This window comes from Streptomyces sp. NPDC041108, from assembly GCF_055592645.1.
On record NZ_JBVIYK010000003.1, the window covers coordinates 30,677 to 48,007 of the forward strand.

General features: G+C 71.6%; 20 protein-coding genes. 8 read left to right on the plus strand and 12 right to left on the minus strand.

Annotation, left to right across the window (positions count from 1 at the left end):
* Nucleotides 1-65 precede the first annotated feature (65 nt).
* On the plus strand, nt 66-791 hold the full coding sequence (locus ACZ6BB_RS09655) for a TetR/AcrR family transcriptional regulator (RefSeq protein WP_471614762.1): 726 nt from the start codon (nt 66-68) through the stop codon (nt 789-791).
* Here the strand turns inward: ACZ6BB_RS09655 and ACZ6BB_RS09660 are convergent.
* Complete coding sequence (locus ACZ6BB_RS09660; RefSeq protein WP_471614763.1) at nt 788-2,488, minus strand: acyl-CoA mutase large subunit family protein; 1,701 nt, start codon at nt 2,486-2,488, stop codon at nt 788-790. The genes ACZ6BB_RS09655 and ACZ6BB_RS09660 overlap by 4 nt on opposite strands.
* Before the next feature lie 94 nt (nt 2,489-2,582).
* Between ACZ6BB_RS09660 and ACZ6BB_RS09665 the strand changes: the two genes are divergently transcribed.
* Nucleotides 2,583-2,924 carry a DUF3817 domain-containing protein gene (locus tag ACZ6BB_RS09665; protein WP_471614764.1) on the plus strand — a complete coding sequence of 114 codons (342 nt, stop codon included), beginning with the start codon at nt 2,583-2,585 and terminating at the stop codon, nt 2,922-2,924.
* 330 nt (nt 2,925-3,254) lie between these two features.
* Here the strand turns inward: ACZ6BB_RS09665 and ACZ6BB_RS09670 are convergent, their stop codons facing one another.
* The 6 genes from ACZ6BB_RS09670 to ACZ6BB_RS09695 form a co-directional block, all read right to left on the minus strand.
* Nucleotides 3,255-3,764: a MarR family winged helix-turn-helix transcriptional regulator gene (locus ACZ6BB_RS09670; RefSeq protein WP_471614765.1), complete on the minus strand. Its 510-nt coding sequence runs from the start codon at nt 3,762-3,764 to the stop codon at nt 3,255-3,257.
* 149 nt (nt 3,765-3,913) lie between these two features.
* On the minus strand, nt 3,914-4,546 hold the full coding sequence (locus tag ACZ6BB_RS09675) for a TetR/AcrR family transcriptional regulator (protein ID WP_471614766.1): 633 nt from the start codon (nt 4,544-4,546) through the stop codon (nt 3,914-3,916).
* Nucleotides 4,543-5,241, minus strand: a complete 699-nt coding sequence (locus ACZ6BB_RS09680; RefSeq protein ID WP_471614767.1) for a DUF4166 domain-containing protein — start codon at nt 5,239-5,241, stop codon at nt 4,543-4,545. Before ACZ6BB_RS09680 ends, ACZ6BB_RS09675 begins: the two co-directional genes overlap by 4 nt.
* A gap of 5 nt (nt 5,242-5,246) precedes the next feature.
* Nucleotides 5,247-5,993 carry a hypothetical protein gene (locus ACZ6BB_RS09685; RefSeq protein WP_471614768.1) on the minus strand — a complete coding sequence of 249 codons (747 nt, stop codon included), beginning with the start codon at nt 5,991-5,993 and terminating at the stop codon, nt 5,247-5,249.
* Between the two features lie 218 nt (nt 5,994-6,211).
* Entirely contained in the window at nt 6,212-6,511 is a 300-nt protein-coding gene (locus ACZ6BB_RS09690; protein WP_471614769.1) for an MTH1187 family thiamine-binding protein, read from the minus strand.
* Nucleotides 6,508-6,867: a DUF3817 domain-containing protein gene (locus tag ACZ6BB_RS09695; protein WP_471614770.1), complete on the minus strand. Its 360-nt coding sequence runs from the start codon at nt 6,865-6,867 to the stop codon at nt 6,508-6,510. Before ACZ6BB_RS09695 ends, ACZ6BB_RS09690 begins: the two co-directional genes overlap by 4 nt.
* Before the next feature lie 190 nt (nt 6,868-7,057).
* Between ACZ6BB_RS09695 and ACZ6BB_RS09700 the strand changes: the two genes are divergently transcribed.
* The 4 genes from ACZ6BB_RS09700 to ACZ6BB_RS09715 all read left to right on the plus strand — a co-directional run bounded on the left by ACZ6BB_RS09700 (nt 7,058) and on the right by ACZ6BB_RS09715 (nt 9,756).
* Nucleotides 7,058-7,690, plus strand: a complete 633-nt coding sequence (locus ACZ6BB_RS09700) for an AIM24 family protein (protein ID WP_059083645.1) — start codon at nt 7,058-7,060, stop codon at nt 7,688-7,690.
* A gap of 1 nt (nt 7,691) precedes the next feature.
* The gene (locus ACZ6BB_RS09705) at nt 7,692-8,342 is read left to right on the plus strand and encodes an AIM24 family protein (RefSeq protein ID WP_005480172.1); all 651 of its coding nucleotides are present in this window, start codon (nt 7,692-7,694) and stop codon (nt 8,340-8,342) included.
* A gap of 2 nt (nt 8,343-8,344) precedes the next feature.
* Complete coding sequence (locus ACZ6BB_RS09710) at nt 8,345-9,142, plus strand: AIM24 family protein (protein WP_471615294.1); 798 nt, start codon at nt 8,345-8,347, stop codon at nt 9,140-9,142.
* A gap of 137 nt (nt 9,143-9,279) precedes the next feature.
* Nucleotides 9,280-9,756 (plus strand): MarR family winged helix-turn-helix transcriptional regulator, encoded by a 477-nt coding sequence (locus tag ACZ6BB_RS09715; protein ID WP_471614771.1) that lies wholly within the window; start codon nt 9,280-9,282, stop codon nt 9,754-9,756.
* Nucleotides 9,757-9,792: 36 nt separating this feature from the next.
* Here ACZ6BB_RS09715 and ACZ6BB_RS09720 read toward each other — a convergent pair whose 3' ends face one another.
* On the minus strand, nt 9,793-11,298 hold the full coding sequence (locus ACZ6BB_RS09720; protein ID WP_471614772.1) for a sensor histidine kinase: 1,506 nt from the start codon (nt 11,296-11,298) through the stop codon (nt 9,793-9,795).
* On the minus strand, nt 11,295-11,963 hold the full coding sequence (locus ACZ6BB_RS09725; RefSeq protein WP_471614773.1) for a response regulator transcription factor: 669 nt from the start codon (nt 11,961-11,963) through the stop codon (nt 11,295-11,297). Before ACZ6BB_RS09725 ends, ACZ6BB_RS09720 begins: the two co-directional genes overlap by 4 nt.
* A 183-nt stretch (nt 11,964-12,146) precedes the next feature.
* Here ACZ6BB_RS09725 and ACZ6BB_RS09730 point away from each other — a divergent pair, with 183 nt between their 5' ends.
* Nucleotides 12,147-12,848 (plus strand): PepSY domain-containing protein, encoded by a 702-nt coding sequence (locus tag ACZ6BB_RS09730; RefSeq protein ID WP_471614774.1) that lies wholly within the window; start codon nt 12,147-12,149, stop codon nt 12,846-12,848.
* Between the two features lie 84 nt (nt 12,849-12,932).
* Here the strand turns inward: ACZ6BB_RS09730 and ACZ6BB_RS09735 are convergent, their stop codons facing one another.
* The 3 genes from ACZ6BB_RS09735 to ACZ6BB_RS09745 all read right to left on the minus strand — a co-directional run bounded on the left by ACZ6BB_RS09735 (nt 12,933) and on the right by ACZ6BB_RS09745 (nt 16,530).
* On the minus strand, nt 12,933-14,153 hold the full coding sequence (locus tag ACZ6BB_RS09735) for an MFS transporter (RefSeq protein ID WP_471614775.1): 1,221 nt from the start codon (nt 14,151-14,153) through the stop codon (nt 12,933-12,935).
* 181 nt (nt 14,154-14,334) lie between these two features.
* Nucleotides 14,335-15,291 (minus strand): methylmalonyl Co-A mutase-associated GTPase MeaB, encoded by a 957-nt coding sequence (meaB, locus tag ACZ6BB_RS09740; protein WP_471614776.1) that lies wholly within the window; start codon nt 15,289-15,291, stop codon nt 14,335-14,337.
* Between the two features lie 36 nt (nt 15,292-15,327).
* Nucleotides 15,328-16,530, minus strand: a complete 1,203-nt coding sequence (locus ACZ6BB_RS09745) for an acetyl-CoA C-acetyltransferase (protein WP_471614777.1) — start codon at nt 16,528-16,530, stop codon at nt 15,328-15,330.
* Between the two features lie 152 nt (nt 16,531-16,682).
* Here ACZ6BB_RS09745 and mce point away from each other — a divergent pair, with 152 nt between their 5' ends.
* The gene (gene mce / locus ACZ6BB_RS09750) at nt 16,683-17,123 is read left to right on the plus strand and encodes a methylmalonyl-CoA epimerase (RefSeq protein WP_013000629.1); all 441 of its coding nucleotides are present in this window, start codon (nt 16,683-16,685) and stop codon (nt 17,121-17,123) included.
* Nucleotides 17,124-17,331: the final 208 nt, after the last annotated feature.

Here is a 17,331-nt window from a genome sequence, read left to right on the forward strand (position 1 = left end):
ACTCCGCAGTGATCTGCCTCACGCTGCCGCCCAGTATTTCGACAACGGCCGGATATGGTCGGCGGATGCAGAGCCGCACCCCCGCCTCCCGCGCCACGGGCGGCCGCCCGCGCAGCGCCGCCGCGGACGCCGCGATCCTGGCGGCGACCCGGGAGGCACTGGTCGACCTGGGCTGGTCGAAGCTGACGCTGGGCGACGTGGCCACCCGGGCCGGCGTCGCGAAGACAACGCTCTACCGCCGCTGGGCCGGGAAGAACGAACTCGTGGTGGACGCGGTCGCGGAACTCTTCGACGAACTCCGCCTCCCCGACCGGGGCAGCCTGGCGGCCGACATCGAGGGCGTCGTGCTCCAGTTCGCGGCGATCCTGGCCCGGCCGGAGGCCAGGAGCGGCCTGATGGCGGTGATCGCCGAGTCGACCCGCGACGAGGCCCTGCGCGAACGCATCCGCGCGTCCATCGTCGACCGCCAGAAGCGCCTCGTCCTGGAGGGCCGGGCCCGCGCCCAGACCCGCGGCGAACTCCCTCCCGAACCCGATCCCGCCGCCGCCTCCCGCACCGTCGACCTCATCTTCGACGTCGTGGCCGGTGCGGTGGTCCACCGCACCCTGATCAGCTCGGGCTCGGTGGACGAGCCATGGGTACGGGACTTCACCGCCCTGCTGCTGCGGGGGCTCGGCGGGAGCGCGTCGGGCGGAGCGGGCGAAGCCCCTGCTTCCGGGGGCGCGGGGAGCCGCGCGACCGACCCCCACGCACCCGCACCCGGCGCGCACCCCGAGGCGACGGCCCCCTAGAACCCGGCCGGCTCCGTGTACACCCCCCACTCCTCCCGCAGCACCCCGCAGATCTCCCCCAGCGTCGCCTCGGCCCGCACCGCCTCCAGCATCGGCCCGATCATGTCCCCGCCCTCCCGAGCGGCGGCGCCCACCGCACCGAGCCCCGTCCGCACGGCGGCGTCGTCCCGCTCCGCCCTCCGCTCACCCAGCGCCCGGACCTGGTCCCGCTCCACCTCGTGACCGACCCGCAGGATCTCCAGGTCCCCGGTCACGGAGCCGTGGTGGACGTTGACCCCGACGACCCGCTTCTCCCCCTTCTCCAGCGCCTGCTGGTACCGGAAGGCGGACTCCGCGATCTCCCCGGTGAACCATCCGTCCTCGATCCCCCGCAGGATCCCGGACGTCATCGGCCCGATCGGATGCACCCCGTCGGGATGGGCCCGCAGCCCCCGTTCCTCGATCTGACGGAAGATCTTCTCGGCATCGGCCTCGATGCGGTCCGTCAGCTGTTCGACGTACCACGAACCACCCAGCGGATCGGCCACGGCGGCGACGCCGGTCTCCTCCATGAGCACCTGCTGGGTCCTGAGCGCGATCTCCGCGGCCTGCTCGCTCGGGAGCGCCAGCGTCTCGTCGAGGGCGTTGGTGTGCAGGGAGTTGGTGCCGCCGAGCACGGCGGACAGCGCCTCCACCGCCGTACGCACCACGTTGTTGTACGGCTGCTGCGCGGTCAGCGAGACTCCGGCGGTCTGGGTGTGGAACCGCAGCCACTGCGCCTTGTCGGTCCGCGCCCCGTACACGTCGCGCATCCACCGCGCCCAGATCCTCCTGGCCGCACGGAACTTGGCGATCTCCTCGAAGAAGTCGAGGTGGGCGTCGAAGAAGAAGGACAGCCCCGGCGCGAACACGTCCACGTCCAGCCCGCGGCCGAGCCCCAGTTCCACGTACCCGAACCCGTCCGCGAGCGTGTACGCCAGCTCCTGCGCGGCCGTGGCCCCGGCCTCACGGATGTGGTACCCGGAGACGGACAGCGGTTTGTAGGCGGGCATCCCGGCCGCGCAGTACTCCAGGAGGTCGCCGATGAGGCGCAGATGGGGCTCGGCCGGGAAGAGCCACTCCTTCTGCGCGATGTACTCCTTGAAGATGTCGGTCTGGAGCGTGCCGTTGAGGACGGCGGGATCGACGCCCTGCCGCTCGGCGGCGACGAGGTACATGCAGAAGACCGGGACGGCGGGCCCGCTGATCGTCATCGACGTGGTGACGTCCCCGAGCGGGATCCCCCGGAACAGTTCCTCCATGTCCGCGGCGGAGTCGATCGCCACCCCGCAGTGCCCGACCTCACCGAGCGACCGCGGATCGTCCGAGTCCCGCCCCATGAGCGTCGGCATGTCGAACGCGACGGACAGCCCTCCGCCCCCGTTGGCGAGGATCGTCCGGTACCGCTCGTTCGTCCGCTCCGCGTTCCCGAACCCCGCGAACTGGCGGATCGTCCAGGTCCGCCCCCGGTACCCCGTCGGATACAGCCCCCGCGTGAACGGATACTCCCCCGGCCACCCGATCCGCTCGAACCCCTCGTACACATCGCGGCCGCGAGGGCCGTACACAGGCTCCACCGCGTCCCCGGACAGCGTCGTGAAGTCCCCCTCCCGCTTCCGGGCGGAGTCATAACGGGCCTGCCAGCGTCGGCGTCCCTCTGCGATGGCGTCAGCGTCCATGTCCCCAATTTACTAGGACGTCCTAGTATGCGACAGCGACGCAGGACGGGACGCGCGCGCGAGGCGCCGAAAAGCACCCGTTACGCTCGACGCCATGAAGAAGAGCGTCTTGACCCGCTACCGGGTGATGGCCTACGTCACCGCCGTACTGCTGATCCTTCTGACGGCGGGCGTGATCGGGAAGCGTCTGCTGGACCTCGACGGCTTCGACAGCTTCGTCACGGTGGTCGGCTTCGCGCACGGCTGGCTGTACGTGCTGTACCTGGTCTTCGCCTTCGACCTCGGCAGCAAGGCGAAGATGCCGCTCGGACGCCTCGCCTGGGTGCTGCTCGCGGGCACCGTGCCCACGGCCGCCTTCTTCGTCGAACGCCAGGTGAGCCGCGAGGTCGAGCCGCTGATCATCAAGGAAGCGACCCCGGACCCCGCCGCGGCCTGAACCGGCACGGGCCCGAGGGCCGCGGCCGGCGCCGTTCACCTCGTGATGCGGTGGCACTGGCTCGCGCCGGTCCCGCCGCCCCCGGAGTCATCGCCGCGGCGAACACCACCGCGCTCCCGGCAACGACCACACTGCGAGCACACGTACGTACGCCTGGCATGAATGACAAGGAACCGGCCCCGCTGTCGGCAGCGCCGGACTTCGGTCATCCGGATGTCGGTCGAGCGACAGGATGGCAGCGATCACCGCTGGACCAGCCGTCCACACGGCACTTCGGCGGGGAAGCCACCGGCACGCGTCAGGCGGCCGGCGGCCCGGCGACGGACGCCCTCAGTTCTCCTCGAAGTCCCCCGCCGCCACCCGCAGCGGTCGGAGCATCGCGAAGATCTCCGCGCATTCCTCGGCGTCGTAGGTGCCCAGACCGAAGTCCATGGACATCAGGTCGCGGGTGGCGGCGTCGCAGACCTCGCGGCCCTTGTCGGTGATGGAGGCGAGGGTGCCGCGGCCGTCGTTGGGGTTGGGGCGTTTGTCGACGAGGCCGGACCTCACCAGGCGGTCGACGGTGTTGGTCACCGACGTGGGGTGCACCATCAGCCGCTCGCCGATCTTGGACATCGGCAGCTCGCCCTTCTGGGAGAAGGTGAGCAGCACGAGGGCCTCGTAGCGCGCGAACGTCAGCCCGTACGGCTTGACCACGGCGTCGACCTCCGCCAGCAGGATCTGCTGGGCGCGCATGATCGAGGTGATGGCGGCCATGGACGGGACGTTTCCCCAGCGCTGCTTCCAGTGCTCGTCGGCGCGCGAGATGGGGTCGAAGGAGAGGCTGAGCGGCTTCGGCACGGCATCGACCTTACCGGCCGGTCACATGCTGGTCAGCCCCGTCTCGCTTTTCGGTACGCCGGGCCCGCTCACCACCGGCGCCGATCCGCCTCGCCCCGCCGCCGCCCCCGTCGTCACCTCCGCCGCGCGCCCCTCCCGGCCCGCCCGCGTCACTGCGCCGCGGTCCTCCGGAGGTGGTGGCGTACCGCCCGCTGGGCCACGGGCCCGAGGCCGTCGAGCGCGGCCGCGAGCACCGCGAGCTGTTCCAGCGCGCCGAGCGCCGCCTCCGCCCCCTGCGGATCGACCCCCTCGTACAGCTCCAGCCCCACGAACGACGCCGCCACGGCACGCGCCAGCCCGCCCGCGTCCGCGAACTCCCCGAACGGTGAGCCCGCAAGGACCCGCCGCAGCACCCCCTCCACCTCCGTGATCCACAGCTCCAGCCCCGCCGCCGTGGCCGGCGCCAGCCGCGGCTGGGTCTGCGCGCCCGCGAGGAGCTGCCCCAGGACGGCCACATGCCCCTGCGCACGCTCCTCCGCGTGCAGCTCCCGCCCGAAGGCCAGCAGTTCGGCGAGCGAGCCGATCGAAGCCAACCGTTCCCGGTGGCGGGCGACCCGCTGCTCCGCCCCGTACCGGCAGGCCGCCGCGAGGAGTTCGTCCACGGACCCGAAGTGGTAGAAGACGAGCGCCTGGTTCACCCCGGCGGTCGCGGCGATGGTGCGGGCGGACGTCTTGGCGATCCCCTGCTCGACGAGGGTCCGCAGCGCGCCCTCCAGCAGCTTCGCCCGGGTCGCCTCGCTCACGCCCGCGCCTCCTCACGGACCGGCCGCAGCCCCGCCCGGACCCCGCACGCCCGGACGTCCTCGTACGTCGCCGCGAACGAGCCCTCGTAGCCGAAGAGCGGCCCGAAGTGCCGGTTCACCACCCGCACCCGGATCCGGAATCGCCCTGTCCGCTCGTCGAACCGCTCCCGCACCTCCGCCTCGCCGCCGATGAGTTCCGGGACGCGCATGTCGACCGGCCCCTCCCGGAAGCGGTGTTCACCGGAGCGGATCAGCAGCGACCCGTCGGGCTCGGCGCCGAAGTACAGATCACTGGCGAGGTGCTGGTGGGTGCCGAGATAGTCGAGGACACGGTCGCCCTCGGGGCTCAGCACCATCTGGGCGTCGAACCGGCGGGGCCGGCCGGGCAGGTCGAAGGTACGCACGAAGGTCACCGTCTCACGGCCGAAGCGGTCGGCGTACGGCACGTTCTCGATGGTGAAGGGGACGTCCCGCCCCTCGCGCGGGACGAGGATGTTGCGGGTGCCGCCGAGCGCGAGGAACGGCTTCACCAGACGTCGTCCGTGCCAGATCCGGTCCATCACGCCCCGGCCGGTGCACGCCTCCCCGCTCGCCAGCCCCACCGAGAACCGCCGGCGCAGCTCGGGGTGCAGCCGGTCGAAGTCCGCGCCCATGACCGTCCGGAAGATCGAGGACGGAGGAACAGTTCCGTACATGGCGGCTATCCCTTCAGGGTCGCGAGCAGACGCGGCGCACGCGCGCGTGGGGGCGGGGTCCGCAGACAGCGGCGGGCCGACGGGGTCCCGGGCAGGGGCGGCACGAGCAGGGCGGCCAGCACCGCCGACACGGCCAGCACCGGTGTCGCGAACAGCGCCAGGGGGGCGAGGGGGCCGGCCGGGTCCACCAGCGCCCCGTACGCCAGCCCGGCGCAGGCGGCCACGACCGTCAGCGCCCGTACGGCCGCCTCGGCGAGCCAGCGGCGCAGGGCCCGCTCGGGGGTGATGCCCCGCTCCAGCCACAGGCGCAGGCGGTCGAAGGACCAGGCGGTGGCCCAGCCCATGAGCGGGCGGAACAGCAGCCGGTCGGCGAGGGCGCCGGCGCGGCCCCAGCGGGGGCGGTAGTCGTAGCCGGTGAGGAAGCGGACCCCCTCGCCCTCGGGCACGTAACGCCAGTAGCCGCTGCCCTCGGCGATCAGGGAGAGGGGGTGCGGGGAGGAGAACCGCAGCGCCGAGGTCCTGGTGCCGTCCGGCCGCTCCCGCTCACCGGCCGAGACCCCGGTCCCGGCGACCGTCAGACCGGGCAGGACACGGGTGGCGTACCGGAAGTGCTGGGGCTCGCCCTCCGTGCGCGGGAGGTGGCGGATCTCGGTGAAGCGCAGGTCCCAGCGCTGGTGGAGGGCCGGGTCCTGGCTGTGTGCCCACAGCTCGTCCAGATCGGCCCGGACACGTGCCTCTACGTAGAGCCCCATTCGCGTACCCCCAGGTCGGCGACATTTTTGAGCGAGTGCTCAATCCGATGAACAGGACCGTACAGCGTTTTGAGCGATCGCTCAAACAGCAGGCACGCGAAAACCCCGGTCCTTGAATGACCGGGGTTCGACGGCATCGGGCCGGCGCGCGGCAGCGGCAGCGGCAGCGGCAGCGGCAGCGGCAGCGGCAGCGGCAGCGGCAGCGGCAGCGGCAGCGGCTAACGCTCGGCGGACAGGTGGCGCTCCACCCTCTCCACCTTCGACGTGAGGCCGTCGGTCACGCCGGGGCGGATGTCGGCCTTGAGGACGAGCGAGACACGGGGCGCGCGCTTCTCGACGGCGGCCACGGCACGCCGTACGACGTCCATCACCTCGTCCCATTCGCCTTCGACGGAGGTGAACATGGCGTCGGTCCGGTTCGGCAGTCCGGATTCACGGACGACACGGACGGCGTCGGCGACGTACTCGCCCACGTCCTCGCCGACACCCAGCGGGGTCACGGAGAAGGCGACGATCACGCTTTCACGGCTCCCTCGTCCTCGCCGTGCGCGCGGGACGCGAACGCCGCGCCGACCGCGCTCTCGGCCTCCCGGCGGAGCTTGCGGTCGGCGAAGAAGCCGCCGGTGGGCAGGACGGAGAGGGCGAAGTAGAGCGCGGCGGTCCGCAGCGGCCACTTGGTGCGGTTCCAGGCGTCGGCCCAGAAGAGCAGGTACAGCAGGAAGAGGATGGCGTGGACCCAGCCCATCACCGGCACCGCGTTGAACTCGGTGGTGCGCTTGAGCACCGAGCAGACGAGCAGCAGCAGGAAGGAGACCGCCTCGGGGGCGGAGACGAGGCGCAGGCGGCGGAGGGCGGAGGCGGTCTTCATGTCCACGGGTCACCTTCGGTGAGGTCGGCGGGGCGAGTCGTCGCGGTGCCCGGCTGCCCTTGTGAAAGGAAGCACAAGCGACGTCCATTCTGGCATCCGTCAACCTCCCGCTGCCCCCAGGGTCCCTTCGGGGTCGAGATCCTCCTCAAGGGCCTGTCCTGTCCGGGCATCTGCCGGTTACCGTCCTCCCGTGGCAATGTTCCGACTTCAAGGCAGCAAAGTGCTGGCCGTCGACATGACCGGGGACGCCGTGAAGGCGAAGAACGGCTCGATGGTCGCCTACGACGGTCAGATGTCGTTCAAGAAGCTGAGCGGCGGCGGTGAGGGGCTGCGCGGGATGGTGACGCGCCGCCTCACGGGTGAACAGATGACGTTGATGGAGGTGACCGGGCAGGGGACCTGTTGGTTCGCGGACCGGGCTTCCGAGATCAACCTGGTGAATCTTCAGGGGGACAAGCTGTACGTGGAGTCGAGCAATCTGCTCGCGACGGACTCCGGGCTGCGTACGGGCACGAGCTTCACGGGGCTGCGCGGCGCCTCGCAGGGCAACGGCCTGTTCACCACGACCATCGAGGGCCACGGCCAGGCGGCGATCATGTCCGACGGCCCGGCGGTGGTGCTGCGGGTCAGTCACCAGTACCCGCTGACGGTCGACCCGGGGGCGTACATCGCGCACCAGGGCAACCTCCAGCAGTCCTTCCAGTCCGGTGTGACGTTCCGCACGCTCATGGGCGAGGGCGGCGGCGAGGCCTTCCAGATCCGCTTCGAGGGCGACGGACTCGTCTACGTCCAGCCCAGCGAGCGCAACACGGTGGCGGGGGACGTCTGACATGGCCTTCCGTGAGATCAACTCGAAGATGATCGAGGCGACCGTGATGCCGGGCCAGCGGCTGTTCAGCCAGCGCGGCGCGATGCTCGCCTACAAGGGCGAGGTGTCCTTCACCCCCAACGTGCAGGGCGGTCAGGGCGGTATCGCCTCGATGATCGGCCGCCGGGTGGCGGGTGAGGCGACCCCGCTGATGACCGTCGAGGGCAGCGGCACGGTGCTGTTCGGGCACGGCGGCCACCACATCCAGGTGATCAGCCTGACGGGCGAGACCCTGTACGTGGAGGCCGACCGCCTGCTGGCCTTCGACGGCACCCTCCAGCAGGGCACGATGTTCATGGGCTCGCAGGGTGGTGTCATGGGCATGGTGCGGGGCCAGGTGACGGGCCAGGGCCTGTTCACCACCACCCTCAAGGGGCACGGCGCGGTCGCGGTCATGGCGCACGGCGGGGTCATCGAGGTCCCGATCACCCCCCAGCGCCCGGTCCACGTGGACCCGCAGGCGTACGTGGCGCACCACGGTGACGTACGCAACAAGCTCTCCACCGCGCTCGGCTGGCGCGACATGGTGGGCCGGGGCTCCGGCGAGGCGTTCCAGCTGGAGCTGAGCGGCAGTGGTGCGGTGTACGTCCAGGCCTCGGAGGAGAAGCTGTGAGCATGTACGGGGCCCCGGTCGCCGGACCGACCGTCTTCGACCCGATGACGCTGCCGTCCGACGACAACGTCAACAACTACACCTTCTGCGTGGAGCTCAAGGGGAGCCAGTGGTTCCTGCAGAAGGGCAAGATGATCGCCTACTACGGCCAGATGGAGTTCAACGGCATCGGGCACGGCCGTTTCGGCGGTCTCGTCCGTACGTCGTTCCATTCGCCTCTGCACGCGAGCGACTGGGTCGTGGCGGAGGGTTCGGGCAAGATGCTCCTCGCCGACCGGGCCTTCGACGTCAATTCGTATGACTTGGAGGACGGCAACCTGACCATTCGCTCGGGCAACCTCCTTGCTTTTCAGCCAAGTCTCGCGCTGAAGCAGTCGATCGTTCCGGGCTTCCTGACCCTCATCGGAACGGGCAAGTTCGTGGCGGCCTCCAACGGCCCGGTGGTGTTCATGGAACCCCCCATCCGGGTGGACCCGCAGGCCCTGGTCGGGTGGGCCGACTGCCCCTCGCCGTGCCACCACTACGACCACGGCTACATGGCGGGCCTGATGGGCGGCCTACGTGCGATGACGGGCCTCGGCGGCGCCTCCGGCGAGGAGCACCAGTTCGAGTTCGTCGGGGCGGGCACGGTGCTGCTCCAGTCCTCCGAGACCCTCATGGCCGAGCAGGCCACGGGCGTGGTCCCGCACGAGCCGGGCGTACCCGGTGGCGGTGGGGCACCCGGTGCCCACGGACAGCCGATGGGAGCACCGCGCCTTCCCGGACAGCTGGGGGACCTCCAGCGTCGCTTCGGGCTGTGAGCGGTAGTCTGCGGAGTGTGACATCGAACGTGTGCGCGTTGTCATGCTCCACCCCCGTACGACCCGACCTGTCCGTACGACCGGAACCATCCCACCCTCACTAGTTCGCCTTTCAACATTTTAGGTAGACTTCATTCATGGAGACCGAAACGGCCACGCGCTGGCTGACCGATGCCGAGCAGTGCGCCTGGCGCACCCATCTGGACGTCAACAGGCTGCTGACCCACCAGCTCGAAAGGGACCTGCAGCCGTTCGGCCTGACGATGAACGACTACGAGATCCTGGTGAACCTCTCCGAGTCGGAGGGCCGCCGGATGCGGATGAGCGACCTCGCCGCCGCCACCCTCCAGTCCAAGAGCCGCCTCTCGCACCAGATCACCCGCATGGAGAACGCGGACCTGGTGCGCCGGGAGAACTGCGAGTCCGACCGGCGCGGGCTGTTCGCCGTGCTGACGGAGCACGGCCTGGAGACGATGCGGCGGGTGGCGCCGCATCATGTCGCCTCCGTGCGGCGGCACTTCATCGACCTGCTGCCCCAGGAATCGCTGGACGACCTGCACAGGTCGCTGGAGCCGATCGCGGATCACCTGCGGAGCCATCGCGGCAGGCCGTGACCCCGCCGCCCCGGGGGCGGGCCGGGGGACCGGGGATCAGCCGCGACCGCGGGTCCGGCGCGGCTGGTGACGCCACCGCGGCGGAGCCGCGGGTGGCACAGCCCCCCGCCCCGGGATCTCCAGGGGCAGCCGCAGTTCGAACAGGGCTCCCCCGCCGGGCGCGTCCCCGACCGTCAGGGTGCCCGAGTGGCGTACGGCGATGTCCCGGGCGATGGCCAGGCCGAGGCCCGCGCCGCCGTCGTCCCTCGCCCGGGAGTCGTCCAGCCGGACGAAACGCTCGAAGACGCGCTCGCGGTCGGCCTCGGGAACTCCCGCTCCGTCGTCCGTGACCTGGAGGACCGCCCAGCCCGGGACGGTGCTCAGGGTGACGGCGACCCGGTCGCGGGCGTGGCGGCGGGCGTTGTCCAGCAGGTTGCCGAGCACGCGGCGGATCTGGCTGCGCGAGCCGCGCAGTTCCACCGGGCCGCCGTCGCCGTCCAGGGACACGCCCTCCCGGGATGCCACCTCGTCCCGTACGGCGGCCGCCAGGTCGAACCGCGCGTCCGGCGGCGGCCGCTCCCCCGCGTCCAGCCGGGCCAGCAGCAGCAGGTCGGTGGCGAGGGTCTGCAGTCGTACGGTGTCCTCGACCGCCCCCTCCAGGTCCAGCAGCTCCGGGTGGGCCGCGCCCACTTCGAGCTGGGTGCGCAGCGAGGCGATCGGGCTGCGCAGCTCGTGCGAGGCGTCCGCGACGAACGCCCGCTGCCGCTCCACCGAGGTCTCCAGCGCGGCCAGCGTCTCGTTCGTCGTGCGTGCCAGCCGGGCGATCTCGTCGTGCGTGTCCGGCTCGGGGACGCGCCGGGAGAGATCCTCGGAGGCGGTGATGGCGGCCATCTCCGACCGGATGTCCTCGACGGGGCGCAGCGCCCGGCGGGTGACGACGTACGTCACCGCCCCGACCGTCAGCAGCAGCAGCGGCAGCCCGATGAGCATCGTCGTCAGCGCGGTGCCGACGGCGTCCTCCTCGGTGGCGAGCGGGGCGCCCGCGTAGACGGTGAGCGGGGCGCCGGCGGCTGTGACCACGTCGACGGCGGCGAACCGGTAGTCCGCCGTCACCCCCTCGACGGTCGCGGTGCCCTCGCCGTACCACGTCTCGTCGGCGACCTCGCCGGGGCCGAGCGTGCCGTCGTCCTCGGCGTCCTTGTCGCCCTCCGCACGGTCGTCGGCGTCGTCGTTGGTCTCGGAGTTCAGCCGGTCCGAGGCGACGGCCGTCACGTTCATGGCTTCGACGTCCTCGCCGACCGCGACGGGCTTCTCCGCGCGGTCCAGGACCTCGACGGGGTTCTCGTCGCCGTCCGGCAGCCTCAGCTCGTCGTAGGCGAACCCGTTCGCCAGCGCCGAGGCGGCGTTGCGGGCCACGGAGTCGGCCTCCGTGTCCGCCTTGTCCACGAGGGAGAAACGCAGCGAGAGCAGGACGGCTGCGCCCGCCGCGACCACGGCGACAGCGACGACGACGGTCGCGGCGAGGGTGGCGCGGGCCCGCACCGAGCCCAGGCGGCGCTTCACGGGCGGGCCTCCAGTCTGTATCCGGCCCCGCGCACGGTCTTGATGAGCGTGGGGCCGAGCTTGCGGCGCAGGGTGCTGATGTAGACCTCGACTATGTTCGGGTCGCCCTCGTAGGCGAAGTCCCAGACGTGCTCCAGGATGTCGGCCTTGGAGACGACCTCACCAGCTCTCAGCACCAGCTGCTCCAGGACGGAGAACTCCTTGGTGGTCAGGGAGACCTCGTCCTCGGTGAGGAACACGCGGCGGGCGGCGGTGTCGAGTCTCAGCTCGCCGACCTCGTGCACGGGCGAGGCGCCGCCCGAGGCGTTGCGCCGCCGCAGCAGCGCCTTCACCCGGGCCACGAGGACGACGTAGGAGAACGGCTTGGTCAGATAGTCGTCGGCGCCCGTGTCGAGGCCCTCCGCCTCGTCGTACTCGCCGTCCTTCGCCGTGAGCATGAGGATCGGTACGTCGTGGCCGGCGGCGCGCAGGGCGGCGCACACGCGGTAGCCGTTCATGCCGGGCAGCATGATGTCGAGGATCACGAGGTCGTACGCCCCCTCGCTCGCGCGGTGCAGGCCCTCGACGCCGTCGTGGACGACGTCCACGGCGTATCCCTCGGCCGTCAGCCCCTTGGCCAGCGACACCGCGAGCCGCTTCTCATCTTCCACGATCAACAGGCGCATGCGTTCAGCTTGGCAAACCGAACCTGAAGCGGTCTTCAGGGGGCTTCAGGTTCGCTTCAGCGTCGGTCGGCCAGATTGGTTCACGTCGAAAGCAGACGAGGCCGACGAGCCGGACAAGCCCCGCTGCAACCGGCGACATCATCCGTTACTGGTTGCAGCCAGTCGCATCCTGGAGGAAATCCCATGAAGCGCAACATCGTCATCGCCACCGTCACGGCCGTCGCCCTGATCGGCGGCGGCACCGCGACCGCCATCGCGGTCGCGGGTGACGACGAGGCGCCGGCCAAGAAGACCGTGTCGGTGTCGAACGACGACCGCGACGACGACCGCGACGACGCCGACGACACCGCCCAGGACCGGGCCGAGGACAAGGCCGAGGACAAGGCCGCCCGCGACACGGACCAGGACGCCGAGGACAAGGCCGAGAACGCCGCCGAGGCGAAGGCCGGCCAGGTCACGGCCGCCGACGCGATCACGACGGCCCTGAAGCAGAAGGCCGGTACGGCGGTCTCCGCCGACCTCGACGACGAGGGCACGAACCTGGTGTGGGACGTCGACGTCCTGACCGACGGCGGCAAGTGGTTCAGCGTCCAGGTCGACCCCCGCACCGGCAAGGTGCTCGGCTCGCACGCCGACCGGGACGACGACGGGGACGACGCCGCCGAGACCCGGCAGACCCAGGCCGCGCTGAAGGGCAGCTCGGTGACCGCCGCCGAGGCCGCCGAGGCCGCCGCCGCCAAGGGCACGGTGACCTCCGTCGGCCTCGACGAGGAGAGCACGGACAAGGCCTGGGAGGTCGACACCACCGCCGCCGACGGCACCGGCAGCGACTGGAGGGTCGCCCTCGACTCCGGCAAGGTCACCGCCGACCGCACCGAGGACTGACCTTCCGCCCGGGAACACGAGGCTTCACTCTCCCCCCACAGGCAGAGGCATCCGGCGCATGGCACCGGGTGCCTCTGCCGCGTCTCAGGCCGCGGTGCCCGCCCTGGAGAGCCCGAGGCCGACGGCGGTCGCCGCCAGCAGGGCGGCGCAGCCCGCGAGGGCGAAGCCGAGGGCCGGGGAGAAGTGGGCCACCAGGAGGCCCGAGGCGGCCGCGCCCGCCGAGATACCGGCGTTCACGGCCGTGTTGACCCAGGCGCCGGCCTGGGTGCGCGCGGTGGACGGGGCGGAGGCGTCGGCGACGAGGTACGCGGTGGTCAGGGCCGGGGCGACGAAGAGACCGGCGCAGACGACGGCGCCGGTGAGCACGGCCAGGTCCGGGGCGAGCCCGGCACCGGCGAGCGCGAGGCCGAGGCCCGCCGTCAGCAGCGAGAGTCGTACGCGGGCACCGGAGCGCCAGTCGACGGCGCCGTACACCAGGCCGCCCACCGCGCTCCCGGCGGACAGCGCGGCGAAGATCCAGGCCACGACGGTGTCCCCGCGCCCCTGGTGCTCGGCGAAGGCCAGCACCAGCAGGTCGAGCGCGCCGAGCGACAGCCCCACCCCGGCGGCCGCGACGACGGGCGGCACGATGCCGGTCACCGTCCGGGGCCGCCGTTCCCGGGCCCCCTCCTTCGGCGCCGGCGCACGCCCCGGCATACGGGCCACGGCCGGAGAGGTCACGAACCCGGACGTCCCCGCCACGACCAGCAGCGCCCCCACGGCCAGGGCGGCGGCCGGGGCGGCGAACTGCACGATCCCGCCCACCACCAGCGGCCCCGACACGAACAGCAGTTCCTCCGCGACCCCGTCGAGGCTGTACGCGCGCCGCAGCAGCCCCCCGTCCGAGGCGGCGAGTTCGCTCCACACCGTCCGCATCGTCGGCCCGAGCGGCGGCGTACAGGCCCCCGCCGCCACCGCGAGGGTCCCCAGCAGCACCCCTGAGGCTCCCGGCCGCCAACTCGCCCCGGCCAGCGCACCGAGCAGCAGGGCGTACAGCGAGGCCATGGGCAGCAGCGCGCGGCGGGGGCCGTACCGGTCGACGAGCGCCGCCCGCACGGGCGACAGCAGGACACTGGTGGCCCCGAACAGGGCCATCACCGTGCCGGCGACGGCGTACGAGCCCGTCGTCCGGGTCACGGCGAGCAGCACGGCGACGGACACCATGCCGTAGGAGAGCCGGCCGACGAGTACGGCGGCGAAGGTGCGGCGGGCGTACGGGATGCGGAGCACCGAGGCGTACGACGGCCGCGGAATGGTCGCGGACATGCGAAAGGTTCCTCACTCGGAGGCGAAAAGGGGGACACCGATGTCCCGCGCGGCGACGACACGTCGTCCGCGGGAGGGTCCGCCTCTACGCACGGTGGAGGAACATGCGGGCAACCTAGCAGCAGCCCTCTACAGGGCTCCAGGGGATTTCGGGCCGGTGGGGGGCGAGCGGCGGCCGGGGTCAGCCCTGCGTCAGGCCCGTCACCAGTTCGTCCGCCGCCCGGTAGGGGTCCAGCTCACCCGCCACGATCCGCTCGGCGAGAGCCGACAGGCGGCGGTCGCCGTGCAGGTCGCCGATCCGCTCCCGCAGCGCGGTCACCGCGATGGTCTCCACCTCGCGTGCCGCCCGGGCCCGCCGGCGGTCCGCGAGCACCCCTCGCTCGTCCATCCAGGCCCGGTGCTTCTCCAGCGCCTCGACGACCTCGTCGATGCCCTCCGCCCGCGAGGCGACCGTCTTGACGATCGGCGGCCGCCAGTCCCCCGGGGCACGGGACTCGCCGAGGCCCAGCATGTGGTTCAGCTCGCGCGCGGTCGCGTCGGCGCCGTCCCGGTCCGCCTTGTTGACGACGTAGACGTCGCCGATCTCCAGGATTCCGGCCTTGGCCGCCTGGATGCCGTCCCCCATGCCGGGCGCCAGCAGCACCACGGACGTGTCCGCCTGCGAGGCGATCTCCACCTCGGACTGGCCCACGCCGACCGTCTCGACCAGGATCACCTCGCACCCGGCCGCGTCCAGCACCCGGACGGCCTGCGGGGCCGACCAGGCCAGACCACCCAGATGGCCGCGCGTCGCCATCGAACGGATGTACACGCCGGGGTCGGAGGCGTGCTCCGACATCCGGACGCGGTCGCCGAGGAGGGCGCCGCCCGAGAAGGGCGACGAGGGGTCGACGGCGAGCACGCCCACCCTCTTGCCGGCCCGCCGGTACGCGGTCACCAGCGCCGAGGTGGACGTGGACTTGCCGACGCCGGGCGAGCCGGTGAGGCCGACGACGTACGCCCCGCCCGTGAGCGGGGCCAGCTCCGCCATGACCTCACGGAGCTGCGGGGACGCCCCCTCCACCAGGGAGATCAGCCGGGCCACGGCCCGCGGCCGGCCTTCCCTGGCCTGGGCCACCAGGGTGGAGACGTCCTGCATCACAGCTCCGTTCACGAAGAAGGCCCGCCGGGGGACTCAGCCCTTGGGTACCCGCACGACCAGCGCGTCACCCTGCCCGCCGCCGCCGCACAGCGCGGCCGCGCCGACACCGCCGCCGCGCCGCTTCAGCTCCAGGGCCAGATGCAGGACGAGACGGGCGCCGGACATGCCGATGGGGTGCCCGAGGGCGATCGCGCCACCGTTGACGTTCACCTTTTCCGGGGACACGCCGAGGTCCTTCATTGACTGCACGGCGACCGCGGCGAAGGCCTCGTTGATCTCGATCAGGTCGAGATCGGCGACGTCCAGGCCGTCCTTCTTCAGGGCGTGCAGGATCGCGTTCGAGGGCTGCGACTGCAGGGAGTTGTCCGGGCCCGCGACGTTGCCGTGGGCGCCGATCTCGGCCAGCCAGGTGAGGCCCAGCTCCTGTGCCTTCTCCTTGCTCATCACGACCACGGCCGCGGCACCGTCGGAGATCTGCGAGGCGGACCCGGCCGTGATCGTGCCGTCCTTGGCGAAGGCCGGCCGCAGCTTGCCGAGGGACTCGGCGGTCGTCTCGCCGCGGATGCCCTCGTCCTGGCTGAAAATGACCGGCTCGCCCTTGCGCTGCGGGATCTCGACCGGCGTGATCTCCGCCTCGAAGAGGCCGTTCTTCTGGGCGGCGGCGGCCCGCTGGTGGGACTGGGCGGCGATCTCGTCCTGCTCGGGGCGCAGGATGCCGAGGCGCGTGTTGTGCTTCTCGGTGGACTCGCCCATGGCGATGTTCTCGAAGGAGTCCGTGAGCCCGTCGTACGCCATCGCGTCGAGCATCTGGATCGCCCCGTACTTGTAGCCCTCACGGGACTTCGGGAGCAGGTGGGGGGCGTTCGTCATGGACTCCTGGCCGCCGGCCACGATCACGTCGAACTCGCCGGCGCGGATCAGCTGGTCGGCCAGGGCGATGGCGTCGAGGCCCGAGAGACAGACCTTGTTGATCGTCAGCGCGGGCACGTTCATCGGGACGCCCGCCTTGACGGCGGCCTGGCGTGCCGGGATCTGCCCCGCCCCGGCCTGGAGCACCTGGCCCATGATCACGTACTGCACCTGGTCGCCGCCGATGCCCGCGCGCTCCAGGGCGGCCTTGATCGCGAATCCGCCGAGATCGGCTCCGGAGAAGGACTTCAGCGAGCCGAGCAGCCGTCCCATGGGCGTACGGGCGCCCGCGACGATGACCGAGGTCCTGCCGTTCGTTCCAGTCATGAGGTGCGATCCCCTTCCAGCCTGCACGGCCGAGAAGTGAGTGAACGAGGGTTTACTTCGAATGTACTGAGTGGCACTCCGTGCCGTCACCGGGCTGTCGGTGTGATCGCGCGCACGTTGCGTAACCGGCGCCGGGGCGCTGCACTGACATCATGCTGACGCGAATCGACCACATCGGGATCGCCTGTTTCGACCTGGACAGGACCGTCGAGTTCTACCGGGCCACCTACGGCTTCGAGGTGTACCACTCCGAGGTCAACGAGGAGCAGGGCGTGCGCGAGGCCATGCTCAGGATCAACAGCACGGACGACGGCGGTGCCTCCTACCTGCAGCTCCTGGAGCCCACCCGCGAGGACTCCACCGTCGCGAAGTGGCTGGCCAAGAACGGCGAGGGCGTCCACCACATCGCCTTCGGCACGGCGGACGTCGACGGCGAGGCAGCCGCGATCAAGGACAAGGGCGTACGCGTCCTGTACGAGGAGCCGCGAGTCGGCTCCATGGGGTCACGGATCACGTTTCTGCACCCCAAGGATTGCCATGGTGTACTGACAGAACTGGTCACTTCGGCGCCAGTTGAGTCACCTGAGCACTGACCCCCGTACATATGGGCCGGTAGGGTTGGGGTCGGCCGTCGCCTTCGAGGGGGACGGCCCGGGTTCCGCCGCCTTCCGACGAGCGGGATCCAAGGGCACCGCGGCGATCCACCAGCGGCTGTCCGAGGGCCGGGGTCCAGGTTTCGGGGGACGAGGGTGAGGGCGGCAGCCCGTGCTCCGCCGTTGATCTGACACCATTCCCCGGGGG